29 protein-coding genes are annotated in these 24,836 nt (G+C 51.5%); 18 read left to right on the plus strand and 11 right to left on the minus strand.

Features of this window, described 5'->3' with window-relative positions; genetic code table 11:
* Position 1: 1 nt before the first annotated feature.
* The 6 genes from KK078_RS15680 (at position 2) to KK078_RS15705 (ending at position 2,846) form a co-directional block, all read left to right on the plus strand.
* Entirely contained in the window at positions 2-277 is a 276-nt protein-coding gene (locus KK078_RS15680) for a hypothetical protein (protein WP_254091238.1), read from the plus strand.
* Between the two features lie 124 nt (positions 278-401).
* Positions 402-833 carry a YHS domain-containing (seleno)protein gene (locus tag KK078_RS15685; protein ID WP_254091239.1) on the plus strand — a complete coding sequence of 144 codons (432 nt, stop codon included), beginning with the start codon at positions 402-404 and terminating at the stop codon, positions 831-833.
* A gap of 24 nt (positions 834-857) precedes the next feature.
* On the plus strand, positions 858-1,322 hold the full coding sequence (locus KK078_RS15690; RefSeq protein ID WP_254091240.1) for a YHS domain-containing (seleno)protein: 465 nt from the start codon (positions 858-860) through the stop codon (positions 1,320-1,322).
* Between the two features lie 13 nt (positions 1,323-1,335).
* Positions 1,336-1,731, plus strand: a complete 396-nt coding sequence (locus tag KK078_RS15695) for a DoxX family protein (protein WP_254091241.1) — start codon at positions 1,336-1,338, stop codon at positions 1,729-1,731.
* Positions 1,728-2,234 carry a DinB family protein gene (locus KK078_RS15700; protein ID WP_254091242.1) on the plus strand — a complete coding sequence of 169 codons (507 nt, stop codon included), beginning with the start codon at positions 1,728-1,730 and terminating at the stop codon, positions 2,232-2,234. The genes KK078_RS15695 and KK078_RS15700 overlap by 4 nt, the downstream gene beginning before the upstream one ends.
* 117 nt (positions 2,235-2,351) lie before the next feature.
* Positions 2,352-2,846 (plus strand): hypothetical protein, encoded by a 495-nt coding sequence (locus tag KK078_RS15705; protein ID WP_254091243.1) that lies wholly within the window; start codon positions 2,352-2,354, stop codon positions 2,844-2,846.
* A 60-nt stretch (positions 2,847-2,906) separates the two neighbouring features.
* Here KK078_RS15705 and KK078_RS15710 read toward each other — a convergent pair whose 3' ends face one another.
* The gene (locus KK078_RS15710) at positions 2,907-3,308 is read right to left on the minus strand and encodes a hypothetical protein (RefSeq protein ID WP_254091244.1); all 402 of its coding nucleotides are present in this window, start codon (positions 3,306-3,308) and stop codon (positions 2,907-2,909) included.
* A 151-nt stretch (positions 3,309-3,459) separates the two neighbouring features.
* On the opposite strand from KK078_RS15710, the gene KK078_RS15715 reads away from it, so the two are divergent.
* On the plus strand, positions 3,460-3,939 hold the full coding sequence (locus KK078_RS15715; protein WP_254091245.1) for a DUF3299 domain-containing protein: 480 nt from the start codon (positions 3,460-3,462) through the stop codon (positions 3,937-3,939).
* 19 nt (positions 3,940-3,958) lie between these two features.
* Positions 3,959-5,167, plus strand: a complete 1,209-nt coding sequence (locus KK078_RS15720; protein ID WP_254091246.1) for a GTP-binding protein — start codon at positions 3,959-3,961, stop codon at positions 5,165-5,167.
* Positions 5,168-5,181: 14 nt separating this feature from the next.
* Here the strand turns inward: KK078_RS15720 and KK078_RS15725 are convergent, their stop codons facing one another.
* The 3 genes from KK078_RS15725 to KK078_RS15735 all read right to left on the minus strand — a co-directional run bounded on the left by KK078_RS15725 (position 5,182) and on the right by KK078_RS15735 (position 7,748).
* A complete protein-coding gene (locus KK078_RS15725) occupies positions 5,182-5,838 on the minus strand; it encodes a class I SAM-dependent methyltransferase (RefSeq protein WP_254091247.1) in 657 nt (218 codons plus the stop codon).
* A 100-nt stretch (positions 5,839-5,938) separates the two neighbouring features.
* Positions 5,939-6,835, minus strand: coding sequence for a helix-turn-helix domain-containing protein (locus tag KK078_RS15730; protein WP_254091248.1), 897 nt, complete (start codon positions 6,833-6,835; stop codon positions 5,939-5,941).
* Between the two features lie 94 nt (positions 6,836-6,929).
* Positions 6,930-7,748 (minus strand): SDR family oxidoreductase, encoded by an 819-nt coding sequence (locus tag KK078_RS15735; protein ID WP_254091249.1) that lies wholly within the window; start codon positions 7,746-7,748, stop codon positions 6,930-6,932.
* Between the two features lie 118 nt (positions 7,749-7,866).
* On the opposite strand from KK078_RS15735, the gene KK078_RS15740 reads away from it, so the two are divergent.
* Genes KK078_RS15740 through KK078_RS15760 form a run of 5 tightly spaced genes read left to right on the plus strand, consistent with a single transcriptional unit; the run spans position 7,867 to position 10,935 of the window.
* On the plus strand, positions 7,867-8,220 hold the full coding sequence (locus KK078_RS15740) for a PadR family transcriptional regulator (RefSeq protein ID WP_394370568.1): 354 nt from the start codon (positions 7,867-7,869) through the stop codon (positions 8,218-8,220).
* Positions 8,217-8,825: a GldL-related protein gene (locus KK078_RS15745; protein WP_254091250.1), complete on the plus strand. Its 609-nt coding sequence runs from the start codon at positions 8,217-8,219 to the stop codon at positions 8,823-8,825. Before KK078_RS15740 ends, KK078_RS15745 begins: the two co-directional genes overlap by 4 nt.
* 39 nt (positions 8,826-8,864) lie before the next feature.
* The gene (locus KK078_RS15750; protein ID WP_254091251.1) at positions 8,865-9,761 is read left to right on the plus strand and encodes a DMT family transporter; all 897 of its coding nucleotides are present in this window, start codon (positions 8,865-8,867) and stop codon (positions 9,759-9,761) included.
* Between the two features lie 9 nt (positions 9,762-9,770).
* Entirely contained in the window at positions 9,771-10,190 is a 420-nt protein-coding gene (locus KK078_RS15755; protein ID WP_254091252.1) for a response regulator, read from the plus strand.
* 49 nt (positions 10,191-10,239) lie between these two features.
* Complete coding sequence (locus KK078_RS15760) at positions 10,240-10,935, plus strand: DUF2461 domain-containing protein (RefSeq protein ID WP_254091253.1); 696 nt, start codon at positions 10,240-10,242, stop codon at positions 10,933-10,935.
* 15 nt (positions 10,936-10,950) lie between these two features.
* Here the strand turns inward: KK078_RS15760 and KK078_RS15765 are convergent, their stop codons facing one another.
* Positions 10,951-13,338: an ABC transporter permease gene (locus tag KK078_RS15765; RefSeq protein WP_254091254.1), complete on the minus strand. Its 2,388-nt coding sequence runs from the start codon at positions 13,336-13,338 to the stop codon at positions 10,951-10,953.
* Positions 13,339-13,612: 274 nt separating this feature from the next.
* Between KK078_RS15765 and KK078_RS15770 the strand changes: the two genes are divergently transcribed.
* On the plus strand, positions 13,613-14,254 hold the full coding sequence (locus KK078_RS15770; protein WP_254091255.1) for a hypothetical protein: 642 nt from the start codon (positions 13,613-13,615) through the stop codon (positions 14,252-14,254).
* 93 nt (positions 14,255-14,347) lie between these two features.
* Here KK078_RS15770 and KK078_RS15775 read toward each other — a convergent pair whose 3' ends face one another.
* Together KK078_RS15775 and KK078_RS15780 are read right to left on the minus strand one after the other, a co-directional pair.
* Positions 14,348-16,555 (minus strand): hypothetical protein, encoded by a 2,208-nt coding sequence (locus KK078_RS15775; RefSeq protein ID WP_254091256.1) that lies wholly within the window; start codon positions 16,553-16,555, stop codon positions 14,348-14,350.
* Complete coding sequence (locus KK078_RS15780; protein WP_254091257.1) at positions 16,515-17,525, minus strand: hypothetical protein; 1,011 nt, start codon at positions 17,523-17,525, stop codon at positions 16,515-16,517. Before KK078_RS15780 ends, KK078_RS15775 begins: the two co-directional genes overlap by 41 nt.
* 141 nt (positions 17,526-17,666) lie before the next feature.
* On the opposite strand from KK078_RS15780, the gene KK078_RS15785 reads away from it, so the two are divergent.
* From KK078_RS15785 to KK078_RS15795, 3 genes are all read left to right on the plus strand, one after another.
* Positions 17,667-18,977 (plus strand): glucosidase family protein, encoded by a 1,311-nt coding sequence (locus KK078_RS15785; protein WP_254091258.1) that lies wholly within the window; start codon positions 17,667-17,669, stop codon positions 18,975-18,977.
* Between the two features lie 36 nt (positions 18,978-19,013).
* A complete protein-coding gene (locus KK078_RS15790; protein ID WP_254091259.1) occupies positions 19,014-20,183 on the plus strand; it encodes a XylR family transcriptional regulator in 1,170 nt (389 codons plus the stop codon).
* Between the two features lie 386 nt (positions 20,184-20,569).
* Complete coding sequence (locus KK078_RS15795) at positions 20,570-21,541, plus strand: ROK family protein (protein ID WP_254091260.1); 972 nt, start codon at positions 20,570-20,572, stop codon at positions 21,539-21,541.
* A gap of 29 nt (positions 21,542-21,570) precedes the next feature.
* Here the strand turns inward: KK078_RS15795 and KK078_RS15800 are convergent, their stop codons facing one another.
* The 4 genes from KK078_RS15800 to KK078_RS15815 all read right to left on the minus strand — a co-directional run bounded on the left by KK078_RS15800 (position 21,571) and on the right by KK078_RS15815 (position 23,573).
* Positions 21,571-22,305 carry an OmpA family protein gene (locus tag KK078_RS15800; RefSeq protein ID WP_254091261.1) on the minus strand — a complete coding sequence of 245 codons (735 nt, stop codon included), beginning with the start codon at positions 22,303-22,305 and terminating at the stop codon, positions 21,571-21,573.
* A gap of 352 nt (positions 22,306-22,657) precedes the next feature.
* Entirely contained in the window at positions 22,658-22,924 is a 267-nt protein-coding gene (locus tag KK078_RS15805; RefSeq protein WP_254091262.1) for a Txe/YoeB family addiction module toxin, read from the minus strand.
* A gap of 5 nt (positions 22,925-22,929) precedes the next feature.
* A complete protein-coding gene (locus KK078_RS15810; RefSeq protein ID WP_254091263.1) occupies positions 22,930-23,241 on the minus strand; it encodes a type II toxin-antitoxin system Phd/YefM family antitoxin in 312 nt (103 codons plus the stop codon).
* Between the two features lie 131 nt (positions 23,242-23,372).
* Complete coding sequence (locus tag KK078_RS15815; protein ID WP_254091264.1) at positions 23,373-23,573, minus strand: hypothetical protein; 201 nt, start codon at positions 23,571-23,573, stop codon at positions 23,373-23,375.
* A gap of 418 nt (positions 23,574-23,991) precedes the next feature.
* On the opposite strand from KK078_RS15815, the gene KK078_RS15820 reads away from it, so the two are divergent.
* On the plus strand, positions 23,992-24,753 hold the full coding sequence (locus tag KK078_RS15820) for a hypothetical protein (protein ID WP_254091265.1): 762 nt from the start codon (positions 23,992-23,994) through the stop codon (positions 24,751-24,753).
* Positions 24,754-24,836: the final 83 nt, after the last annotated feature.

A 24,836-nucleotide genomic window follows, 5' to 3' on the forward strand; every position in this document is an offset into this window, starting at 1 on the left:
CATGGCGATCTACCTTTTTAAGAAGACGGTCTACAACTGCAAACAGGCAACGCTTCTTTCGTTGAAAAAAGAAGCGGGGGCTGCTTCATGGTGGGAGCGCTTTAAACTGTGGTATCATTTATTGCGGTGTGATCCCTGTCGGAATTTTATTCAGCAATCTCATCTTATCACGCAAGCGGGCCAGAAAATGTACCAGGAATGGCAACAACGCCCGCCGCATGCGCTGTCGGCCGAACGGCGGGAACTGATCCGCAAAGAGCTAGAATCTTTGCACTAGCACGCCTTTCTAACCCGGCATTCGATCATTTTCTTCCTTATTTTTTTAAGAAACCGTTGTAAGGTTCGTACAGCCCGTCCGTCTATGGTGGCAGAAAGAAATTCAACCATCAAACAAACGGACCATGAAAACCATATTATCACTCGTACTGGTTGTCATTGCCATCGGCTGCAGCCCGGCGCAAGAAAAAGACGTGTATGCCAAGAAGGGTGTGGCAATCGACGGCTATGATGCCGTAGCTTACTTTACCGACCATGCCGCTGTGGCCGGCAAAGAAGCCTTCCACCATACGTGGCGTGGCACTACGTGGTACTTTCAAAGCCAGGCTTCGCTGGATACCTTCCGCAAAGATCCTGAGCGGTACGCCCCGCAATATGGGGGGTATTGCGCCTTTGGTGCCAGCCGCAATTATAAGGCTCCGACAGATCCTACAGCATTTACGATCGTCGGCGATAAACTATATCTCAATTACAACCACGAGGTGAAAGACACGTGGATAAAAGATACGACGACCTACATCCAAAAGGCTGACTCCTACTGGTCGTCCTTAAAATAGAAACATTCAATAAAACTTATGTATATGTTCCGAACACCCATGTTCCTGATGGTGGCGCTATTTTTTGCCGCATCATCGCTTTACGCGCAAACCAATGCACGCACAAAAGAATTTAATCTTGAAAACAATGTTGCCTTACAGGGTTATGATCCTGTCGCTTATTTTACCGTTCAAAAGGCTGTGCCGGGCAAAAAGGAATTTGCCGTGCAGGTTGAAGGTGTAACTTATTATTTGTCGTCTGCGGCCAACAAGGCCTTGTTCCAGAAAGAACCGGCACGTTATGTACCTCAGTATGGTGGCTGGTGCGCTTATGCCATGGGGGCTAAAGGTGAAAAGGTAGAAGTCGATCCGGAAACCTTCAAAGTTCTGGATGGCAAACTCTATCTCTTCTACAATGCTTATTTCAATAACACATTGCCCAAATGGAATCAGGATGAGGCCAAACTGAAGGCCGCTGCCGACAAGAATTGGGCTGGCATTGTTCATTAACCACGCTACTGTCATGCATACTAAACATATTTTATCGTGGGGATTGCGCCTTATTGCGGCAGGCATTATGCTGCAAACGCTTTACTTCAAGTTTACCGCCCAGCCCGAATCCGTCTACATTTTTACCCAGGCGGGGATTGAGCCCTGGGGTCGTATTGCCACGGGCGTGGCGGAGCTATTAGCTTCTATCTTATTGCTCATTCCAGCTACGGTACCCTTGGGTGCCGTGCTGGGCATTGGGCTCATGTCGGGCGCCTTGCTGGTACACCTGACGGTGCTGGGCATCGAGGTGCAGGGTGACGGTGGACAACTGTTTGCTTACGCTATTATTGTTCTGGCATCATGTGTATCTTTGTTGGTACTACACCGACAGGCGCTCAGAACTTTCCTCACCAGACTAACGATATGACATACTCTCCTGCCCATGAAGAGCATCTACCCTACAACCCTCTTCACGACCTGATAAGGCTCCTCCGAAAGATTGATCGCCCGGCATACATCTTTCCCGCCCGTATGCTGGGCCACGCCACCGTCGGGCAACACGTACGTCACATTCTGGAGCTAACGCAGTGCCTGTTGCAGGGCTATGCCACCAGTCATGTAAACTACGATGCCCGCAAACGCGATCTTTCTTTAGAACAAGACCCCGACACAGCATTGGCACTGGCCGAAGACCTTGCTAACCGCCTGGAGTTACCGGATAAGCCTTTGTGGTTGGCGCAGACAGCCTGGCCAGTGAAGCTTGTGCCCTCCTTCTACTCGCGCGAAGTGATGTATAATACCGAACATGCCATACACCACATGGCGCTGATACGAGTGGCCTTGCGGGAGATGGAGCTGAACATCGTAGACGAGCACTTTGGCGTGGCGCCGGCTACTATGCGGCATCGCAGAAGTACGGCAGAACGATAGGTCTATCCCGCAGGTTTGGTTGCTTAAGCCCTCTTAATGTAGGATCGTCGAAATCACGCCATCCATGACGTTTATAGAAAGCATTTTTGACGCATACAGTCAAAACTTATTAAACTCATGAGAGCAGGATTTTTAGCTACTACCCTTTGCGTTGTGTTTGCCGTGGCTTGCAGCGATGACCAGGATGGTTCTTATTGGGGTGTTGACCACGCCGGGGTTGATGCCATTGCGAAGGCCGAAGGTACGATCGATCAGCAGAACGCCGGTCCCAAGGCGACCTACACGATCGAGTCAGCCTATCTAACCACCCTGGAGAATGGCACGCACTTGTTACACTACCGGTTTACGTCGCAAGACTCGCTGGAGCTGTTGATCGGCAAGCGATCAGCTGACTACAATTATCATTCGGACGCTGTCAGTGACCAGAATGTGTTGTTGAGCGTTTCTTTTAACAACAGCCCGATGGCCCTGGAAGGGAGCGCCGTGTCGATCCAACCTCGTTCGGACGAAAATCGCTTCCATACTGTAGTAAATGTACACACCCTGGACAAGGGTGATTTTAACGGTACCGTGAACAAAGTGCCACTGGTGAATAGAAACGACCTTCTGTAACAATCCTACCCTGCCCGGGCTTTCTACCCGGGCAGAGGCCTTTTGGCTATGCGGCATTTATCAGGGATGCACCCGTTGTGAGAGGTCGGTCATGCGTCTTGCCAGCGCTTGTTGGATTTCCAACATTTGCTCGGCCGTTACATCGGCCGGTGTATGATCGTGATGATGATGGTGATCATTATCCGCATGTACATGGTGTGCTTCGTTACCGGGAACTTCGACGACATCTTCCTCCCAAGCCTCAAAGAGTTTTCTCCAGTGGGCTATCGAATCGTTTGAGATGCCTTGTATAGTATCTGATTCATACTTCTTTATTCTCTGTTCCACGGCAACTGCCAGTGTCATTGTTTCGTTATGTACGCGTGCGGCTTCTTCCATAACAACTTCATTACCCCGGCCGCCACGGCAGGCGGTCATTAGCACCAGGCCGAATGTTAACGATCGATTTATTTTATAGTTCATAGGCGCGCATATTCCTGCCTGTCAATTGGACGACTGTCCATTGATTCTTCCCTGGCAAATAAGATACAAAACAAAATTACAGGAACGTCTTTGCAATTGCAACACTGTTGCACATATATTTGCTACGCATTATATAATCTGATTGTGACGTATGAGGATATGGTTTCAACGCCGTGCAGGGCTGGCATGGCTGGGTATGCTTTTGTGTCTTTGCACCGGCTTGATTACCAGGGGGCAGGATCTTCCACCGGTGACCAATGGATGGGCGTTGTTCAGCCAGGTGAAATATACGCAACGCTTCTTTAAAGAGTACAACGAATATTTCCTGGTGCCCTTTTTCGATACGCGCATACAGCAGTATAAAAATCAGGAAATTTTACTGAAAGGGCATTACATGCCGCTGGACCTGGAAGAGAAGAACGTTATCGTTCTTTCAAAGTTTCCGTATTCAGCTTGTTTTTTCTGCGGTGGCGCGGGTCCCGAGTCGGTAGCAGAGATCCATTTTCGGAACAAACCACCACGCTTCAAGACTGACGAAGTATTACAGGTTTCGGGTAGGCTTATGCTCAATGCAGACGATGTTAACCACATGAACTTTATTCTGAAAGACGCCGAATTGATAACACCCTGATATCCATTTCAACACTGATATGATAAATATATTCAAATCCCGAAAATTACCGGTGACCGTGCTCAGCGGTTTCTTAGGCGCGGGCAAGACCACCTTACTAAACCACGTGCTGCACAATCGTGCGGGCTTGAAAGTGGCCGTGATCGTTAACGACATGAGCGAGATCAACATCGATGCCCGCCTGGTCAGGAATGAGATCAAGCTTTCGCGTACGGAGGAGCGGCTGGTCGAGATGAGCAACGGTTGTATTTGCTGCACCTTGCGTGACGACCTGATCCGCGAAGTCAGTGTTCTGGCCCGGCAACGTACCTTTGACTACCTTCTTATTGAAAGCACGGGAATCTCCGAACCTATACCGGTGGCACAGACATTTACATTTGAAACCGGTGATCCGACCCATGATCTGTCATCCATGACACGGCTCGACACACTCGTAACGGTAGTTGATGCCTGTAATTTCCTGAAAGATTTTGGCAGTGCTGATACTGTTCAAGAGCGCCACATGACTGACGACGATGAAGACAACCGAAGCATTGTCGGGTTACTAACCGAGCAGATTGAGTTCGCCAATGTCATTGTTCTGAATAAAACCGATCTTGTGTCGGCTCCGGACCTCGCGCTGGTGAAAGGCATTCTTACCCGTTTAAATCCCGGAGCACGGATCATTCACACGTCGTTCGGAACGGTAAACCCTCAGGACATCTTTCATACCGGGCTGTTTGATTTCGAAAAGGCTTCGCAGGATGCCGGTTGGATTCGTGCCCTGAACAATGTGCACACGCCAGAGACGGAAGAGTATGGCATCAGCTCGTTTGTGTTTCGCGATCACAGGCCGTTTCATCCCGACAGGTTCTGGCATTACATTCAGCATGCGTGGCCGGGTAATGTCCTTCGGAGCAAAGGCATCTTCTGGATGGCTTCACGTGCCGACGATGCGTTACTGTGGAGCCAGGCAGGTGGTTCTTCCAAAGCTGAAATGTATGGCAAGTGGTGGGCATCTGTACCGCGGGCGGCGCGGGCAAAGCACCCTGCTTACCAGGAGAATGAACTTGCGCTGCGAAAGAAATGGCATGCCACCTGGGGTGACCGTCTGAATGAACTGGTGATCATCGGTCAGGCGCTGGATATGGCTCGTATTACCCATGACCTGGAACAATGTCTTTGTGATGATAGCGAGGTAGGGCATTATTTGGACGGCGGAACGTTTAATGATCCCTGGCCGCTCTAGGCGCCTTATCGAGCTTAAAGTTTTGTAACTGTCAGCGTGGTATACTCGCGGTCTACCAGTTCGCCCATTTTGTTTTTTACCTTCTCTGTTTTTGAGCGGACGCCCACGATTACAAAGGCTGTTTGCGCGACCAGTGTTTTTGCTTTTTCTGTATCGTACAGCTCGAAGCCAAAGCGGGTAAACGGCAACGTCTCCATGAAGCTTCTTTGTGCGAAGGTAATGCTGAGCTTGCCACCGGGCTTGAGTATCCGGTATAATGATGATAGCAGCTCCACGGGCTTTACCCAGAAATAAAGCGTGTTGACTGTAAATATTTTGTCAAATGTATTTTCTTCGAAAGGAACATCCATGCCGTCATATAGATAAAACGTTGCCCGACCCCTCACGGTATACGCCTGATTTGAAGATTTGGCCTCGTCGTGCATCAATGTGGAAGTTTCCAGACCGTGATATTGCACTGAGGGGTGTTTGTCAAGTATGTGCGAAAGGTGGCCGGCGTTGCCATGGCCTAGTTCGAGAATTGTATCGTGGTCGGCAATCGCCAGCGATTCGATCGCGCTCAGCGTCATACCGATATTGGTTTCGTGCATCATCGCGGCCATGTCTATGCCCTTCGCGCCGTGTGGGCCCTTGAGCTGGGCGGCGATGCTCATCAATTCTTCGTCTGTCATACGTGCGGGGATTGTTGTTTAAAGATAACAATCGGCCGTCATCCTACGGAAGAAACAGCGGATTCTATAAGTAAAACGTGTTTACATATAAACGAGGCAATCAGGCCAGCGTCAGGCTGTGCTTTTTGTACTGCACCGGTGTAATCCCTACTTCCTTCTTAAACAACCGCGAGAAATAAGGCAGGTTTTCGAACCCGAGGGTATAGGCTATTTCCGAGACGCTGGTATCGGAGGACGTCAACAGGTTTTTGGCTTCCGACATCAGGAAGAGGTGTATCAATTCCAGAGCAGTCTTACCCGTTTCTTGTTTAAGAACGTCACTGAGGTACCGCGGCGACAGGTGCAGCGTGTCGGCCATCAGCTTGACAGTGGGCAGTCCTTTCTCTTGCAGGTGGCCGTTCGCAAAGTAACTGGCGAGGCTTTCATTGAACTTTGATACAAACTTGCCGGACGCTCCTACCCGATGAATGAACTGACGTTTATAAAAACGATGAGAGTATTTCAGAATAGAATCGATGTGTGTCAGAATGATGTCGCGGCTGAAGTCGTCCAGATGCTGGGAATACTCGAGGGCGATCTTTTCGTAGAGGTCCCAGATGATACGTTCTTCCTGGGCGGTGAGATGCAGGGCTTCGTTCGATTCGTATTCGAAGAAGCTATATTTTTTGATCTCGGCGTGTAGCGCATGGCCGTTGAGAAAATCTTCGTGAAAGGAAATGATAAATCCATCTTCTTCCATTTCGAGGTTCCTCATTTCTATGACCTGGCGCGGCTTGACAAACGACATGGTGCCGTTGTCATGATCGTAGCGGGTTCTGCCGTAGAGGAATACACCTGCTTTTAGCTTTTTAAACCCGATGTTGTAAAAATCCGTGGTAAACTCACTGCCTCCGATCGAGCATTGCTGGTTACATCGGTACAATGCGAGGAGTGGATGGGCGGGCGGCTTGAAGCCATATTCGGCGTGCAGGGCTCCCAGACTCTTAAAGTGTTTCATGCAGGCAGGATTACGTGACGGTGATACGCCCCTGGAGAACCACATCAACCAGGGGCGACCAACTTGCATAAAACCGAGAATCTTGTCTTTTAGTTTATACGCCGTGTGCTTTTTCAGCGACTTCGTTCCACGCTTCCCAGGTAGCCAGGCGCTCGGCATATACGGCTTTTGCAAACGGATAGGCTACTTTACCCAGGAACAACCGCAATGGTGGGTTGGCGCTGTCGACCAATTTCAGCACGGCCTGGGTGGTGGCTTCCGGATTACCGAAGGATGTTTCCGTCATGCTGGCCTGAAAGGCGGCCTTTACGGGTTCGTATTCCGGCATCGGCGTGGTGTGTGCGGCCGAGCTGCCTCCCCAGTCGGTAGTGAAACCGTTGGGTTCAATGAGGGATACGTTGATGCCAAAGCCTTTGACCTCGGTGGCCAGCGTTTCGCTCAACCCTTCGACAGCAAACTTGGAGGCATTATACAATCCGAGAACGGGCAGCGTAACGACGCCCAATACACTCGATACTTGTATGATGTGTCCGCTGCGTTGTGCACGCATAATGGGCAGGACGGCTTGTGTTACCCACAGGAGTCCGAATACGTTGGTTTCAATTTGGGCACGTGCTTCCTGCTCGCTTGTTTCTTCTACGGCGCCAAAGAGCCCAAAACCGGCGTTGTTGATCAGGACGTCGATGCGTCCGAAGTGGTCTTTTGCTTTTTTGACGGCGGCGAACGTTTGGGCGCGATCGGTTACGTCCAGCTTCAGCGGCAGGATTGCATCGCCATATTGTTTGACCAGGTCGCTCAAGGCTTCTGTGTTGCGGGCCGTGGCGACTACTTTGTCACCCCGTTTCAGAAATGCAGCGGCCCAAATTTTACCAAATCCCTTGGAGGCCCCTGTAATAAAAACTGTCTTTGCCATGTCTTTCATGATTTTGATAGGACAAAGCTAGTGGCACCACCCGGGCCGGGATTTATACAAAAGTCGGAAAGGATGATACGATTTTTCGTAACTATTCTTGACAATACCTCGTATTTCTATGTATCTTTATTCTATGTATTCGAAGGAACTATTAAAAGGGACGCTTTCTGCGATCCTGTTAAAGCTTTTATCTGAAAACGAGCGCATGTACGGGTATGAGATCTCGCAGAAGGTAAAAGAGCTTACAGAAGGAAAGATCATATTAAAGGACGGGTCACTTTATCCTGCCCTACAGAAAATGACGGCCGATGGGTTGTTGTCTTTTAAAGAAGAGATGGTCGGCGGACGGGTGCGGAAGTATTATTTCCTGACCAGGAAGGGTCAGAAGGAAAAGGCTGCATACTTTGACGAGTTAAAGGACTTTATACTGACATTAAATAATATTGTTTTCCCGCAACTGAAGCCTCTATGAAACTAACCGAACAAGAGATCGCGCACATACGTCAGGTAGTAGACGCGAGTGGCATCGAGCGTGTGTCCTTGCGTGACGATATCGTGGATCATCTGTGCTGCGTGGTAGAAAGTTGGGAGCATACGCGGGAAGGCTTTGATGTTCAACTGAGACATGCCATACTAACCCTGGCACCGTATGGGCTGAAACAACTGGAACATGAAACGGTACGACTACTAAACTATAATCGAATAAAAGCGATGAAGAAGATAATGTACACTACTGGCTTTCTGGGCGCGGTTGCTACCACCCTGGGCGTTATGTTCAAGCTCATGCATTGGCCCGGCGCCGATGAACTTTTTGCCGTGGGTTTTGTATTACTCTTGCTGGTCTTCGTACCGCTGTCGGCTATAGACCGCTTTAAGATAATACTAACGAAAGCGTTGCCAGAAAAGCTACGAGCGTTTACCGGGGTCGTTGCTGCACTTGCCGCAGGCATGGCCGGCATTTTTAAGATCATGCATTTGCCGGGCGCGGATCTGTTGCTGATAACGGGAGCACTTGTATTTGCTTTCGGCTTCCTGCCGTTCCTGTTCTTCACATTGTATAAAAAATCAATCGCGTAGTCGATTCTCTTCTTATCTTTCCCGTTCAAAAGAGATTTTATGAACGAGGAAACATCGTCCAGCCAGCGGCTCTTTCTGCTGGGTATGATCCTCAGCATGACGTGCTGGGGATTTAGCTGGACTTCGGGAAAGATATTATCGCTCTATGCTGGTCCGCTAACGATTTCATTTTACAGGTTCGCACTTACGTTCGTTTCGCTGCTGGTGATCCTGGGAATTACCCGGGAGTCCTTACGCGTTAAGCGCGAAGGGCTGCGCGACCTGTTGCTGGCATCGGCGCTTATCTCTCTGTATACGTATCTTTTTTTCAAAGGTCTTTCGGTGGGCAAGGCTGGCGCCGGCGGTGTGCTGGTGACGGTGCTCAATCCCATCATTTCGTATACGCTGGCATTGATCATTGCCCGGCGCAAACCTACACGCCAGGAGGCCATCGGCCTGTCGATCGGCGGATTGGCCGGGATCATTTTGCTGCGGTTGTTCTCAGACGCTTCTGCGTTGTGGAGTGCCGGTAATATCTACTTCCTGCTGGCGTCTTTGTCGTGGGCGTTCCTTAGTCTGGTTACGTCGCGCGCGGGGCGGTATGGATCGCCCGTTACGTTTAGCTGCTGGATGTATACGGTCAGCACGGTGCTGATGTTTGCGTTGTCCGGCCCGGTGTCGGCGGGTGCGGTGCTGGAGAAGGCAGATCTTACGTTCTGGGGCAACCTGTTCTTTAGCGCTACGATCACAACGTCGTTTGCCACGACGTTTTACTTTGTGGCTACGGCCAGGATCGGTGCGAGCAAGGCCAGCAGTTTTATCTTCCTGGTGCCCTTTTCAGCGGCACTGGGGTCGTGGATCTTTTTAAACGAGATACCACAAATACATTCTATTATTGGTGGTATCTTGGGGATCGGTGCTGTCTACATTCTGAACAAAAAGAAAGCCACTGCTTAACCTCCCCTTATGAAAGATTACATCCTGATGCTGGAGCCCGATCTGGATGATCGGCACATCGTAAAACATTTCTTTGAGGCAAGAAATTATCCTGTAGAGCTCGAGTTCGTACACGATACGGATCAGCTCCTGGCCTGTCTTCACGCCTGTGGGCCGTGGAAAAAATTGCCAGCATTGATACTCGTTAATCTGTATGCCGGTCCCGTCAAAACACCGGTGCTTATTCAAACGCTGAAGCAGGATGTCGTGACGGCTCCGATCCCGGTGATCGTGCTAAGCGGCAACAAAAACCCAGAGGCGATGCGCGCCTGTTATAGCGCCGGCGCGGCGTCCTTTGTCATCAAGCCCGACCTGTTCCACACGACGGATGAGAAGATCTCAAACTTCTTTAATTATTGGTTTCGCACCGTTGAACTGACCGGGGCCTGATCTTTTTTCAGGTCGATGGTGTTATCGATGCGTGAAAACAACTCGTAAGATGCCCGCAAATACCTCCTCCCTTCAGAAAAGTACCTTTGATTTTTTAAAGAAGCTGGCCACCAACAACGACCGCGACTGGTTTAATGCCCACCGTGATCAATATGAGCAGGCAAAAGAGAATGCCGAGGGTTTTATGGATGCTCTCATTGCCAAAATGAATACGCATGATCAACTCGAAACTCCTTCGGGTAAGAAAAGCCTGTATCGCATTTATAATGATGTGCGATTCTCTCAGGACAAGGCCCCTTACAATCCCCGCTTTGCAGGCTACCTGCGACGCTCGAAACCGTTGTTGCGCGGCGGGTATTACATCTGGATCAAGCCGGGGGCCTCGCGTGTGGGCTGTGGGTTCGGAAACCCCAATGCCGACGACCTGAAGCGTATCCGCGAAGACATCAATATAAACTATACGGATTGGAAGAAGCTGTTGAAATCAAAAGGCATTGTAGCGAACTTCGGCCAGATGGCAGGCGATCAGGTGAAAACTGCTCCCCGCGGTTTCTCCGCCGATGATCCCGCAATCGACTTGCTGCGGTTCAAACAATACTGGTTCGAACGCTCGTTTACCGATGCGGAAGTACTGGCGCCCACATTCCTGCAACAGGTCAATCAGACCTATAAAAGCATCCGTCCGTTCTTTGACCATGTGAGCGAGGTATTGACCACCGACGCCAATGGCGAATCGCTGTTTTAACGGTAGCGGCAGGGTTTACTCGTCGCGCAGGGTCTCGACTGGGTTGACGCGGGCGGCTTTCCACGATTGGATGCCGATGAAGGCAAACGCCACGCCCCACGCCGATAGGCCCGCCAATATGATCAGGAGCCAGTCAACGCTGATGCGATAGGCGAACTTGTCGAGCCAGGGCGTTATACCAAAGTAAATTACGGGAGCCGCCAGTACGAAGGCAATTACAATCGGCAGGGAAAAGCCACGCGTAAGCATGACTAAAATCTGCGATGCGGATGCTCCCAATACTTTGCGTATCCCGATCTCTTTTGATCGTTTGTTTACCACGAATGACGATAGGCCCATCAGTCCGAGGCAGGCTATGACAATGGCCAGTGCCGAAAATACCTGGAAGAGCATCAGGAATTTTTCTTCCTGCGCATAGGTCTCTTCAAATCCCTGATCTACAAAATGATATTCAAAGGGACGGTCTTGTGTGAGTGTCTCCCATTTTTCCTTGAGCGATGCCAATGTGGCCGGCAATGACGAAGCGGTTACGCGCAGCACCAGGTTGTCGGGGCAGGTCCGATCGCCGGGCGGGATCGGGAAGTAGGCGATGGGTGCTACCTTTTGATGCAGCGAGTAGTGGTGAATGTCTTTTACTACGCCGACGATGGTACGTTTTTGTGTGCCCAGGGTTATTTCTTTACCCACTACCTCGCCACCACCCATCCATTGGCGAGCGGCTTCGTTGATGATGACCGAAGCAGAGTCGTCGGTCATAAAATCGGGTGACAGGTTACGGCCTTCCAGGAAGGAGGCTTGCAGCAGCTTGAGGTAGTTGGCATCGATGGCGATAATGAAAATGCTGCGGTGGTCGTCGGCGGGGAGGCCTTGCCATGAAACATTGTAGGCGTAGTTCATGGCGGCGGGAAAGCCCTCGCCGCTGACGGCTGCACTTTGTATGCCGGGGCTTGTGGCCATGTAGTCGCGAATGGCGATGAGCTTCTTTTGCATCTGCCGGTCGTCTACCGGTATGGTGATGAGCTGGTCGACGGTGAAGCCCAGGTCGGCTTGCTTCAGGTAGTGGACTTGTTTGTTGATGATCAGCGTGCCGGCGATCAGGGCGATGGAGATTGTAAACTGAAATACCACCAATACTTGCCGCACGCTGACGGACGTGCCGCGTATCTGGCTTGTGCGGGACTTGAGCGCGTCTAATGCGTTAAAGGCGGAAAGGAAGACCGCGGGATACAATCCTGCGCAGAGTGCGATCAGGAGCATGATGCCGAGAAAGGCCAGCGGCAAGGTGAGCGCCGGCAGCATGATGGTGGTACTGTCGATATAAGCATCTGCCAGGGGCAGGAAGGCTGTGGTAGCGGCAAATGATATGATCAATACGATGGTGGCGGTCAATAATGCTTCCAGCATAAACTGCGCGAACAGTTGCGGGCGGAATGCTCCGAGCGCTTTGCGCACCCCGATCTCTTTGCGCCGTTCTTCGGCTCGCGCAGTGGAGAGGTTGACGAAGTTGACGCAGGCCAACAGGAAGATAAAGATGCCGATGGCGGCAAAGACATAAATGTTGTTGATGCCATCGCTCAGATTCTTGTCTACATGGCCAGAGTGCAGATGAATGCGATGAAGGGGCTGAAACTCCAGTGCCACGTTGGGGGCGTTATCGCCTGTGTATTTTTTGAAGAACGTGGTTGTGCCGGCCTGTTTAGCCTGGAAGGAAGCGGGATTGTTCGTCAGGACGAATGTATATACCCAATGCAGGCCCCAGAAGCTTTCAAACTGGGGGTATACCTTCAGGGCGGTGCTCATCGGGGCCAGGAATTCAAACTGTACCGACGCTGTGCGGGGTGGGTTTTCGACAATGCCTGTTACTGTAAAATCGAATTTGCGGTCGCCGTCGTAGATCTTGAGCTCTACGACTTTGCCGATGGGGTCTTCACCCGCAAAGTATTTAGCAGCCATAGCCTGGGTCATGACCAGGCTATTGGGCTTTTGCAGGGCTGTGGCGGGATCTCCCTGCAGCAGTTTATAACTGAAGACGTCGAAGAAGGTTGAGTCGGCCCAATAGAAGTCTTTTTCAAAAAAGTAGGCGTCGTTGTTGGCGCGGATGGATACGTTGTCCTGGCCGAGGCGCACAACTTTTTCGACTTCGCCGTAGGCGCTTTGTAGTACGGTGCCTAACGGGTAGGCCGTCAGCATGCCCGAGCGGCCGGACTCAAGGTTGTGATAGTTTACGCGGAAGATGGCGTCGCGGTGAACGTGCATGCTGTCGGCTTGCAGCTCAGACACGATGTATAGTGCAATGAATATACAGCAGGTGATGCCGGTGGCCAGCCCCGCGATATTAATGGCGGATGAAAAAGGATGGCGGAGCAGATTGCGCCAGGCGCTTTTCAGGTTTGTAAACAGCATGGGGTTGATTCGGGTTAAAGCTCGTTGTCCAGGAAACGCCTTCCCGGTGATGTTCCTTATACTAAAGTAGTGCCAAGTGGGAAATTAGACTGGAAACCAGTTTTTTGTTTTCACGCTTGTTCATGGGCGGATAGGCATGATCGGATGCGGACGTTGCAATATCCCGATTTGGGATATCATCTCCATCTGAAACCATTTGAAAAATTATCCGTTGGAAAGATCATAACGCTTTATGGCGTTAACAGAGGCTCTACCCTAACTACCTTATCTCTTTATGCACAAACGAAGTCCCTACCGGCTCATCGGAGCGCGGAACATATTCATTGTGACTTTACTGGTCGTGGTATTGACAATCCTGAGTGTTTACTTTTGGGGGTTGGGGCATCATCGCACGTTCTTTGAGAATTCGATGATGTCTACTACCGTACTGGCGATTACTTTTTTTTCTTTTACCGTGATAGGGTTATACCGCGGGGTAAAAATCAGGGACGATGTCGGGAAGCTTACGGATCTTTATCAAAGTAAATTTCTTCGATCAGAGTATTCTTCTATCGGGGGTAAAAAGTCCAGCACCGCACATTCATCCACTTTCTATGAAGGATTAACCCTTGGAGATGCGACGCCCGACGGCGACGATATCTTTGGTATTATCATCGCGATAATCTTCTGGTTGTTCGTGGCGGTGGTGTTGGCTTTTGCGCTCGCTTTTATCGGCGATATATTGATCGTGTCGTTGCTGGCATTTGTCGGTATGCTGTATTGGATCTTCTTCCGGGCGTTGCGGCTGGTATTTAAGAATTCCAACCGGAGTAAGGGGGATCTTTTGGAGAGTATGAAGTGGGGGATGCTTTATACTTTTCTTTATTCAGGGTGGGTGTATGGGATACTTTTTATAGTTGAGTTTTTGAAGCATTAACAATTCCCCTTCCAGCATCCTTGCACCCGTGGTTTAGTGGTTGGGGTGGCCGGGCGTTTATAGGGTGGTAAGCCTTTTGTCTCCTTGGCTTTGTCAGTGGCCACGGTTTAGGTAGATGGAGAAATAGCTGCATTCGTTGATCACTTCTTTGTAGTATTTGGTGTGGGCGTATTTTGTCTTTAGTTGTTTGAAGCCTTCCCAGGCGAGGGATTCGTTTTCGGGGTCGCCTTTGAATTTTTCGTTGCGCTCGCATTTGGCCATCAGGTATACGCATTTGGCGCGCTGCTCGTCGGTGGTGGCGGCAGCGAGGGCCATTTTGTAGTAGCGACTGGCGGTGGTGCAGGTCATCAGTTGGGGGTTGTAGTGGTCGTCGATATAGATGCCGTACTGATCCAGGATGTTGTTGTAGTAAAATGCGCGGGCGTTGCCGAAGTAGGTCATGTTGTAGTAGGCGTTGCCCAGGAGGAGACTGTTGTTATAAATGTCTTCACTCTTGTCTACGTGGGTTTGCATCTCTTTCATTTTTTGGAGGAAGGAGAGCTTCGTGTACTTTACCTTTTGCGCGGCAGCGTGGTCGCAGTCGTGGCAGTCCTGGATCTTGCCGTTGAATGGATTGCCGGGTAATTGGTCGGTGTTACCGCTTTTTTGCATGAGGGCGATGGCGTTCTCAAGTTTACCTTCGTACGCCGCCATGATGGCTTCGTATTCGTAAATGTTGCTGAGGTTTACGTCGTAGAGGGAAAGCGCCATTTTCTCCCAGGGGGTATAGTTGGCTTTTTGCAGGAAGGCTTTCATGGCTTCCAGGTTTGAGGCTGTGCGGTAGTAGGTGCGGTTGCGGTCGAATAGTTCTCCCTGCACGACGTTGCCCTGGTGGCGGTATAGTGATGCCAGGTAACGCCGGCTCCAGCTCGTGACGTGCATGCTGCGGAGTGTTTCCTGATCACCGGTCTTGTAGAGCCATTCGAGTTCGGGTAGCAGGCGCGTTTCGACGGCGGCGTCCAGCCGGTTAGTGCTGTGCAGGGTGTTGATGAGGCGGAGGATGCGCAGCTGGGCGGTGGCCAGGTCGGATGGAGGTGCTTCTTTTTCTGCCTTGCTAAAATATTGCGTGGCCTGGGTATTGTCGCCATTAAATACAGATAGGTAGCCGGCGGCCAGGTTCCACAGATACGGTTTCCCGGTTTTGCCTTCTTTGGCCAGACTCGTCACGAGCTGTAATGTTTGCTGATCTACCTGTCGTTTCAGATGCTCGCGGTACTCGTCTGCGCTGGTGAAGCCTTCGCTATTCAAGCTAATTTCTTCTTTATTAACCAATCGCGTAAGAAGATAGTCCAGGTGATCGCTCTTGGGGTTCAGTTTATAGATTTGCCGGATGGCTTCTTTCTCGTCTGCATAGTAGCCGAACAGTGACCAGAGTGTCGCTTTCTCTTCTGCGTTTTTGGCCATGGCCAGCGAGGCCTGGAAGTCTGCTTCTTCCTGCGGGTGGAAATTATAGGTGGCTACGGTGCGCAGTACCGGGCACTTGTCGAACACGACACTGTAGAGATAGTTGGAGGTGGCGTATTGTTTCTGTTGATAGGCAACCCCCGCTACATACGCCATGCTGCGATAGTACAGGGTGTTTTGCGGCACGGTGTTCCTGGTTTTCTCGAAGAACGCGGTTGCGTTCTGTTTGTTGGCGCTGTAGAAGTTTGCCTTCATGGCCTGGAACCAATAGCGGTTCTTCAGGAACTCGTCTTTGGCTCCTGCGTACAGCTGCTCGGCGCGGGCGACGGTTTGCGGCGTGACGACGGGTTGTTTTTTCGACTCGTCGTAATCCCACCATTCATAGGCTGTGGTGCTGGCGTTCTCAATCTCTTTGGCCAGGTTCAGGAAGATGATAAAACCCTTGACGCGTTCATCCACGAGGTTGATGCGACTGAAGGCCGGCGGCGGTTGTTGTTTTTTCTGCAGCGCGGTGTACAGCTGGCTTACGGCTGTGACACCTTCTTCTTTGAGGAGAAGCATGGAGACTTCGTCTGTGGAAAGCCGCCCCTTCAAATAGGTTGACCAATCGGCTACGATGTCGTCGTTGAACCGTCCCACGTATTCTGCGTCAAAGCCGATGCCGTAGAATATGTCGTTCGGTGCATAGAACAGCGGTGCGTAGGATTCGTCTACATATACCTCGGGGGTGAAGCTCGAGTCGTAGTCATAGCCTTCCCAATCTCCGCCGGCGCAGGCGTAGATCACGCCGTAGGCGATCAGTGCCAGCGCGGGAATGCTAAAAAGAACGGCTAACGTCTTCCAGGAGATCTTTTTCATGGTTATAATGGTTGAGATTCGATGCGTCGAGGTCGTAGAACAGTATTTGTGCCGGGGGCTGGGCCAGTTCGCCGGAAAGATCATCGGCCATTTCGCGCAGGTCGTCTGCGGTAATGGCTTCGACCTTTACGCGGTCGCCTTGTTTAAAATACTTTCCTAGTTTAAGGACATTTTCTTTTACCTCAAAGAAGGGCGGCGTTTTCTGTTCAAAGTGCGGGTCGTTGGCAAAGGTGTCGCGGTCGGTCTTGTTCAGCAGGCCTATTACCTTGTCGTCGCGCAGGTGTATGGCCCATGTAAACAGGGGCAGGGCTACATCGAGTGGGCGGGGATAGGCATGAATGGAACCCAGGTATGCCTGGGCGGTGGGGCGATCGTAGATCGATCGGGCGGCGGCGGGCCCGATGCGGCCCATGTTGTAGTACATCAGTACGCCACGGTCAACGGGCGGCAGGCCGGTGGTGGCGTAGTATTTCACCTGGTGCAGGCGGATGGTGGCCGACAGGCGTTTGGCGCTTTGACGCTTGAGCTGGTCGAGGAAGCGGAAGTAGGTGTCGCGGCTGGTGAGTGTCCAGTCGCAGTCGATCTGAAGCTCGCCGGTTTGAATGCCGGCGTCGGCGTTTATCTGGTCGATGTAGTGCAGTAGTTTTTGGGCGATGTCGGCTACGTCGAGGTTGGGATGCAGCATGACTTCGTTTTTTATATACACTACGGGCACGATGGCAACGGAGCGGGGTAGCGCTTCCTGAAACACGATGGGTGATACCGGCACGGGTTGCCCCTGCCGCAGGGCGACGTCGCAATAACGAACGTAGAGGGTGGACACGCGGTGCTGTTGCAGGGCGGCCCGCTCGGCGGCGGGCAGCCGGAAGGTTGTTTTCCAGTAATAAAAAGAAATGGCGGGCGGGGCGTGATCGGGCTGCCGGCAGGCAGCAAGCATGGACAGGAGGACAAGAACCGTGATGCGCTTCATGGGGGTGACGACAAATGTACGGATTTACGGGCGCGGGTGTTTTCGCATTTAGACAGATTTTTGCCGCAATTTGAAACCGTCGCCGACCGGGTATTTAACACTTTCGCACTATTGTGCAACAGTTTGTTGCCTGACTATGCTATGACCAACAAGACGATAAACAACGCCGTGGCTTCGCTCCTGGCTGCCTTCTGTTTCTGGGGCTGTACACGTTCAGACGGCTCGGGGGAGCTTGCCCGCCAGATACGCGAGAACAAAAGCTATGCTTACACCAAGGATCTGGCACGGTCGGTCGTGCGCTCGGGTTTTAATGCGGGCGACGGCTATGGCGAAGTGTGGATCCGCGACTATAACACTTTTATCGAGCTTTCGGCGGAGGTGCTTCCGGCCGCGCAGCTGCGCGAAAACCTACTGGTGTTCTTCCGCTTGCAGGGTGCCGACGGCAACATTATCGATGGATTTATTCCGAAAGAGAAAGCGGGCGGGGGCTATACGTACCTGTACTCCGACCTGGAGCCGCGCTATGCCGGGCATAAGAACACGGTAGAGACCGACCAGGAGTCGTCGCTGGTGCAGGCGGTGTACAAGTATATACGTGCGACGAAGGATACAACGCTGCTGCGCGATACGGTCGGCGGTAAGTCTGTGGCCGAGCGGCTGGAGGGGTCGCTGCAATTCCTGATGGAACAACGGTATGATAGTACGCACGGACTGATCTATGGTGCCACGACGGCCGATTGGGGCGATGTGCAGCCCGAGCACAACTGGGGCGTGTACCTTACCCAGGATACGCACTACGCCATCGACGTGTATGACAATGCCATGTTCCTGATTGCAATCGACAATTTCCTGGAGCTGCTGCCGGCCGAACGTGCGCACTGGGGGCCGATACGCGAGGCTGTGGCGGCCAACGTCCGCAAGCATTTGTGGGATGCCTCCCGCCAGAAGTTTATTCCGCATATATACCTGAACGGGAGCCCTTTTCCGGACAGCCTGGACGAGAACTCTATTTATTATCACGGCGGCACGGCGGTGGCCATTGAGGCGGGGCTGTTGAACCACGACGAGATCCGTGCGTCGCTGGAAACGATGATCCGCAACGTACAGGCCAGCGGCGCGCCTACGATCGGGCTCACCCTCTATCCCCCCTACCCCAAGGGTACGTTTGTGAATGAGGGCATGTACCCCTATGGATACCAGAACGGCGGCGACTGGGATTGGTTTGGCGGACGGATGATCCAGCAGTTGGTGCTGCACGGCTTTGTGGCCGAGGCGGTGCAACAGCTGCAGCCGATGCTGGACCGTGCCGAACGAAACAAGGGTTTCTTTGAATGGTACTCTGTGACGAACGAGCCAAAGGGGTCGGGTACGTTTCGCGGTTCGGCGGGGGTACTGTATAAAGCCATTACGCTGCTGGAGCGATGGGCCGACGCCCCGAAGGCGGCAAAGTGATGTTTTATCGCTACCTTCCGGGCTGTTGCATGCTCTGTGAGAAACACTCGTTTTAAGGTTGCCGTATTGCTGGACGCCGCGCGCGCGTATGACCGCGATGTGCTGAAGGGCATTACGCATTTTAACAAGCTGTACGACAAGTTCACTTTCTTCTTTTATTCGCCCCGCTATATTCATCCCGAAAACCAGGACAAGCTGCTGAAGCGTTTGTCAGACTGGCATCCCGAGGGCATTATTGCGCGGGAGATGCCGGGCCTGCGCAGCGTACAGGCGTGGCAGGTGCCGCTGATCGTTTCGCCGCATACGGCGTTATACGAGGACGCTGTCAACGTGTGGGCCGACAACGAGGCCATCGGTGCGTTGGGCGCCGGGTACTTTTTGAGCAAAGGGTATAAACACTTTGGCATTCTCGGTTTCCGGCAGTTTCAATGGTCGGCTGAACGGGAGGCGGGTTTTACCCGTGCTGCGCGGGCTGCAGGTATTCAGCCGAACGCGTTCCTGTTTGACGACCGTACCATGTTGTGGGAAGACCTGCCGGCGAGTCTCTCGGCCTGGGTACGCGCGATGCCAAAGCCGTGCGCGATCTTTTCGGTCACCGACGAGCTGAATATACATCTGCTGGAGGCCGCCAAGGATGCGGGGTATGCTGTGCCGGACGAGCTGGCGATGCTCGGCGTGGATAACGACGCGTTGCTGTGTGAGATGACGCAGCCGACGCTGTCGAGTATCGACCAGAACGCGATGCAGGCGGGCTTTGAGATTGCGCAGGGGTTGCTGGCGTGGATGGAGACGGGTGTGCGGCCCGGCGCTAACTTTATCCATAAGCCTAAGGCTATTGTCGATCGGCAGTCGACAAGCGCGTTGGCGATCGACGATGAAGAGGTGCGCAAGGCGTTGACATTTATTAACACGCATGCGCCGGCGGCAGACATCGGTGTAACTGATGTGGTCGAGGCTACGACGCATTCGCGGCGCATCCTGGAAAAGAAATTTAAGGTGCGGCTTAATTCATCCATCCTGGATGAGATCAAGAAAGTGCGCATCCGGCGGATCCAATACCTGCTGACGGAATCTGAATTGAACGTACAGCAGATCGCGTACGAGATGGGATTTGACAATCCCGGAAATATTACCCGTTATTTTAAACTGGCCACGGGGTACAATCCGCTGGAGTATCGCAAGGTGTTTGGCGCCCGCAAGGGCTGATTTCCCGCCGGCATCCTATAGCACGCTTTGTTTAATTGCTCGGGGCTCATCTGCGTGCCTCGAATTTGTCACGCCCTTTCAGCGTTGGCGGGAGAAATCGCCAGATGCCAGGCATCAGCGCAATTCGATCATTCGTTGACGCAATCGGACAGGCACCTTCATGCGCAGGCTTGCATCTTTGTAGGGTGCTAACGGCCCGCCGTCGCTAAAGCTATGGCGGGCAAGCACAATGACCATTTGGGTTAATTGGTCGGTTGGATGTCTTGTTTGGTAAACGTTACTCAGTTGCCGGGTGTGCCGGTTAATGCCTGGTGTAATGTTTACCAACAAGACTATCTGTGTCTAAGCGGACGAAATAATCTGACATACTATAACAAGTGCATGCTATGAATGAAGTTGGGGTGGTGATCGATATGGGGGGGACGATGATCAAGATCGGTTTAGTGGCGGATGGGAAGCTCTTGGCTCATACGAAGGTCGATGCGGAGTCACGCGTGAACCTGGAACAGCGGTTGCAGGGCGTGGGTGATGTGGTGGAGGGATTGCTGCGCGAGCATGGGTTGACGCCCACGGGTGTAGGGGTGGCGTTCCCGGGTATTGTCGATGCGGGGAATAAGAAAATCCTGTCGCGGTATGTAAAATATCCAGATGCGCAGGATTTTGATCTGTCGGCATGGGCGCATCGCCGTTGGGGTGTTCCCCTGGCGGTGGAGAATGATGCGCGCGCGGCGTTGATGGGTGAATGGCAATACGGGGCCGGGCAGCAGTGTGATAACCTGGTGCTGGTAACATTAGGTACCGGTTTTGGCAGTGCTGTGCTGATCGATGGCAAGTTGCTTCGCGGGCGCAACCACGTGGCGGGCAACCTGGGCGGACACATGACGCTGAATGTACACGGCAGCACGTGCAACTGCGGCAATATCGGCTGCCTGGAGACGGAGTGCTCGGCGTGGGCGCTGGAAGATTATGTGCGCCGGCAGCAGGGGTTTGCAGGTAGTGCCCTGGCACGGGAGCAGGAGATCACGTTTAAGGCTGTGTTTGCGGGGAGCCGCGAGGGTAATGCGCTGGCAAAAGAAGTGCTGGCTCACTGTTTGAAGGTATGGTCTTTAGGAATTATATCACTGATTCATGCGTATGACCCGGAGCGGATCATTATCGGTGGCGGTATTATGAAAAGTCAGGATGTGATCATTCCGGCGGTGCGGGAGATGGTCGCGACGCATTCGTGGGTGAAAGACAACGTGCCGGAGATTGTGCCTGCGGTGCAGACCGAGTTCGCGGGCGTGCTGGGAATGTATCACGCGTTGTCGACGTTGGGAAAGGGCCGACACGCGTTGAAGGGCGTCAGTGCGCTGTGATGCAGCGGTACCCCGAGCACTTAAAATCCTTAAAAGACCGTGAAGTCTATGCGCCTGTTCATCTGACGGCCCTGCGTCGTTTTGTTGGAATTCTTCTTGACCGCCTCGCCGTATCCTACTATTGAAATGCGCTCGTCGGGCACGCCCATGTCGAGCATGAGCTGGCGGATCTTCTGAACTCTTTTGATCGAAAGCTGCATGTTATAGTCGTCTGCGCCGCGGTCGTCGGTATGGCCTTCGATCAGTACGGTGTGGCCCTGCAGGGCATATTCCGTGGCGATCAGAAAGGGCTCCATGTCTACCACGGCAAATTCATCCTGGTCGAAGGTGAAATACAGCGGTGCCAGGGGAAGCGGTTCTGAATCGGGTTTGCTCTTGAGCTTCTCGGCTACTACTTTTCTGACCTGCTCGTGTTTTTCGGAGGTCGGCTCCGGCAGCTTATTTTCCTTGAGCACTTCGTCTTCTTTGTGATGGAGCTGCTCCAACTTTTTTTCGTCTATCTTTTCGACTTTATGTTCTGTTTGAGCCACCTGCGGCGCAGGGTCGGGAGCCGGTGGTTTAGGCTTGGGTTGAGGAGTTGTTTTGGTATAGTTGCTCAATACAACGTTTTTTCCTTCTACATACGAAGACTTGCCTTTGTTTTTGCGAGGCTTTTTCCCCCATTTTTTAGAGAGACCACAGGCCGTGCTGTACATTTTGGTTCGTCGTTTATATCCTTCTCCGCGGAAGTTCTGCGCAGTGGAGGAGACACACGCCATCAGCATGACGAATGTTATAACGCCTATCTGCCGTAGTAAAAAGGACGGACGAGGGATAAGCATGCGATGAGTCATACCAGGTATTGGATATGGAAGATCATCTAAAAGTAAGCCATAGACAAACCCCGGCTTATTTCCGGTGCTTGTTTTGCGATCAATCTGAGGTAAGATGTATGAAAGATTTGAATACCTCGCTTTTATTAAGTGAGATACCGGCGGACAGGATATAGTTGAACAGATGTATTTGGCCGTTGAACGTGGTTCAGCTACTATGAAATCGCTTTTTTGGGCGAAATATTACATACTTGATTTTTGTGGACGTAAAGAGAATAGCAATGCTTCCGTTGTTCAACAAATTTCAATAGTGAAATCTAAGCTGAATTATCGTAAATATCTGATTGGGCTTTATTCCCGAAATTCTGTAAACAAACCGATGCTCACCGGTAATTCGTCGCGACCAGTAACCGGCAAGATTTCCTTTCAGCGGCTCGGGTTTACCAGTTCCCTTAAAGGGCTCTCTCTTTATTTCTCTAATAAGATCATTGACCTTTTGTAAGGTGTCGGTGTCGTTGGTTTGCCAATATAAATAGTCATCCCATGCATGATCCGTAAATGCTATTTGCATGCCGATTACCTCGATGACTTTGCTCTTGCCGAACGCTTGCGGGCCGGAGCCTTGGGCTTATTACCCTCAAGGTTTAACTCCCGGACTGTCGCTTTACCAGCTTTATCCTGCGCGATACTCTCCATAAGACGTTTTGTATTTGCCGAGGTTGAGAGCAAATGTGCAGTCTCTTCCATGGCGTTGAACGTCTCAAGCGTTAAGATCACAAAATCTTTCTTTTTAGGTCCCGTCAGAACGAGGATATCCTGGTCTTGCTGAATCTCATCGAGATGTTCTTTCATTTTTTGCCTGAAGTCTGTAATAGTCGCTGTTTTCATGTCAATTCCTCTTGATGGCCTTCCAAGTTAATAATTACGTACGTTAATACGTACAAAATAACGCAAAAGTTTCACACAATCGTCTGGAATCGATAATCATGCCGAGAAACCGCAAAAAACCTTCCCGAGCGCTATGTTTGATTGAGCATCAATTCAACTCTTTTTAAATCAAGTCCCATAAACTCGCAAAATTCATGAGTCGTTAAATATTGATGTGATGCTTTTCCCAAACTCATGGAAATTTTCTTATGCAGGCGGACTGAGGCACGGTAGCCGAGGCCTATGATTAATTGGATGTCTTTCGGGAAGATGATCATGCGGGGATGTGCCATGGTTGGGATTTATTTTATATAAGCTCGATATAAGGTTACTATAAGTCAGGGATAGCTTTGATATAGGTATGGGATAGGTATGCCTATAGGTGAAGCGTATCTTTTACCTAAAATACTATACTCCATGCTAATCTCCATGTGCTATACATGCTTTTCAATTGATTGTAACTCGTTGACGTTTCGCACTCATGTCCGACAATTATTTTGAGTTTGTTTGAGTCCATTTGAGCTGCACGGATACATTATGTACTATTATGTACCATTATGTACTTCTTGTGTACTTGATGTACCACTATGTACCACCTGGTATCCGGTCGCTATGTTTTACCTCGGCGGTGCGCTATGTTTGAATCGCTGCAGCAAAAAGGTGTGACGAACGACCTGCAACAGTTCGAGTTACTTAAATGTATTTTCAATTATGGCAAGACAAAAAAGTTTTATTAAGCTGGAAGGCGAACTCGGTGGTATTTTGTTCTATCAGACAAAGGACGGGTTTGTGGCTCGACAAAAAACGGGCGTGAGTGGCGACAAGATCAAGTCGGACCCGAGGTTTGCCCGTACCCGGGAGAACAACGCAGAGTTTAAACGCGGCGCGCAAGGAGCGAAACTGATTCGCTCGGCATTTCGGGATATTGCGGCGGGGATTGCCGACAAGCGTATTACCAGCCGGTTGATCAGGGAGGCGGTGAAGATCGTTAAGTCAGACCCGGTAAGCCTGCGCGGTGAGCGCAACATGCTGGAGGGTGACCAGGAACTGTTGACGGGATTTGAGTTCAACGTAGATGGTACACTGGCCAGTACTTTTTACGTGATATTCGAGGCGTCGCTCGACCGGGTGACGGGGCAGGCTACGATCGATATACCTGCATTCAACCCGCAGAAGATGATGCTGATTCCCGAGGGTACGACGCACTTTCGATTCCTGGCGGCGGCTTCTACGGTTGACTTTGAAAACAGTCGTTTTCGGTCGGCTCGGGTTGCGAGCGCGGAGCTTGCTGTGAACAGGGACGTGGCGGCGCTGCAATTAAACGCTGCCTTTACGCCCGACGCGAACGAACAAACGGTGTTTGTTGCGTTTGGGATCGAGTTTCTGCAGTTGGTGAACGGGCAACACTACCCGCTCATTAACGGCAACTTCAATGCGATGGCGTTTGTACTGATCGATAAACCGCAAGCGTAATGGAACTGAGGTTGAAGCCGGAAGACCTAGTCTTTGCGGCGATGAAAAAACAAGAAGAAGTCTATTTAACTATTAAATCCAAT

It is taken from the genome of Dawidia soli (assembly GCF_018598185.1).
Lineage (GTDB): Bacteria > Bacteroidota > Bacteroidia > Cytophagales > Cyclobacteriaceae > Ohtaekwangia > Ohtaekwangia soli.

Coding starts and splice junctions, on each gene's coding strand:
- KK078_RS15680 (WP_254091238.1), top strand. CDS start 2: ATGGCGATCTACCTTTTTAAGAAGACGGTCTACAACTGCAAACAGGCA.
- KK078_RS15685 (WP_254091239.1), top strand. CDS start 402: ATGAAAACCATATTATCACTCGTACTGGTTGTCATTGCCATCGGCTGC.
- KK078_RS15690 (WP_254091240.1), top strand. CDS start 858: ATGTTCCGAACACCCATGTTCCTGATGGTGGCGCTATTTTTTGCCGCA.
- KK078_RS15695 (WP_254091241.1), top strand. CDS start 1,336: ATGCATACTAAACATATTTTATCGTGGGGATTGCGCCTTATTGCGGCA.
- KK078_RS15700 (WP_254091242.1), top strand. CDS start 1,728: ATGACATACTCTCCTGCCCATGAAGAGCATCTACCCTACAACCCTCTT.
- KK078_RS15705 (WP_254091243.1), top strand. CDS start 2,352: ATGAGAGCAGGATTTTTAGCTACTACCCTTTGCGTTGTGTTTGCCGTG.
- KK078_RS15710 (WP_254091244.1), bottom strand. CDS start 3,308: ATGAACTATAAAATAAATCGATCGTTAACATTCGGCCTGGTGCTAATG.
- KK078_RS15715 (WP_254091245.1), top strand. CDS start 3,460: ATGAGGATATGGTTTCAACGCCGTGCAGGGCTGGCATGGCTGGGTATG.
- KK078_RS15720 (WP_254091246.1), top strand. CDS start 3,959: ATGATAAATATATTCAAATCCCGAAAATTACCGGTGACCGTGCTCAGC.
- KK078_RS15725 (WP_254091247.1), bottom strand. CDS start 5,838: ATGACAGACGAAGAATTGATGAGCATCGCCGCCCAGCTCAAGGGCCCA.
- KK078_RS15730 (WP_254091248.1), bottom strand. CDS start 6,835: ATGAAACACTTTAAGAGTCTGGGAGCCCTGCACGCCGAATATGGCTTC.
- KK078_RS15735 (WP_254091249.1), bottom strand. CDS start 7,748: ATGGCAAAGACAGTTTTTATTACAGGGGCCTCCAAGGGATTTGGTAAA.
- KK078_RS15740 (WP_394370568.1), top strand. CDS start 7,867: ATGTATCTTTATTCTATGTATTCGAAGGAACTATTAAAAGGGACGCTT.
- KK078_RS15745 (WP_254091250.1), top strand. CDS start 8,217: ATGAAACTAACCGAACAAGAGATCGCGCACATACGTCAGGTAGTAGAC.
- KK078_RS15750 (WP_254091251.1), top strand. CDS start 8,865: ATGAACGAGGAAACATCGTCCAGCCAGCGGCTCTTTCTGCTGGGTATG.
- KK078_RS15755 (WP_254091252.1), top strand. CDS start 9,771: ATGAAAGATTACATCCTGATGCTGGAGCCCGATCTGGATGATCGGCAC.
- KK078_RS15760 (WP_254091253.1), top strand. CDS start 10,240: ATGCCCGCAAATACCTCCTCCCTTCAGAAAAGTACCTTTGATTTTTTA.
- KK078_RS15765 (WP_254091254.1), bottom strand. CDS start 13,338: ATGCTGTTTACAAACCTGAAAAGCGCCTGGCGCAATCTGCTCCGCCAT.
- KK078_RS15770 (WP_254091255.1), top strand. CDS start 13,613: ATGCACAAACGAAGTCCCTACCGGCTCATCGGAGCGCGGAACATATTC.
- KK078_RS15775 (WP_254091256.1), bottom strand. CDS start 16,555: ATGAAAAAGATCTCCTGGAAGACGTTAGCCGTTCTTTTTAGCATTCCC.
- KK078_RS15780 (WP_254091257.1), bottom strand. CDS start 17,525: ATGAAGCGCATCACGGTTCTTGTCCTCCTGTCCATGCTTGCTGCCTGC.
- KK078_RS15785 (WP_254091258.1), top strand. CDS start 17,667: ATGACCAACAAGACGATAAACAACGCCGTGGCTTCGCTCCTGGCTGCC.
- KK078_RS15795 (WP_254091260.1), top strand. CDS start 20,570: ATGAATGAAGTTGGGGTGGTGATCGATATGGGGGGGACGATGATCAAG.
- KK078_RS15800 (WP_254091261.1), bottom strand. CDS start 22,305: ATGCTGATGGCGTGTGTCTCCTCCACTGCGCAGAACTTCCGCGGAGAA.
- KK078_RS15805 (WP_254091262.1), bottom strand. CDS start 22,924: ATGCAAATAGCATTTACGGATCATGCATGGGATGACTATTTATATTGG.
- KK078_RS15810 (WP_254091263.1), bottom strand. CDS start 23,241: ATGAAAACAGCGACTATTACAGACTTCAGGCAAAAAATGAAAGAACAT.
- KK078_RS15815 (WP_254091264.1), bottom strand. CDS start 23,573: ATGGCACATCCCCGCATGATCATCTTCCCGAAAGACATCCAATTAATC.
- KK078_RS15820 (WP_254091265.1), top strand. CDS start 23,992: ATGGCAAGACAAAAAAGTTTTATTAAGCTGGAAGGCGAACTCGGTGGT.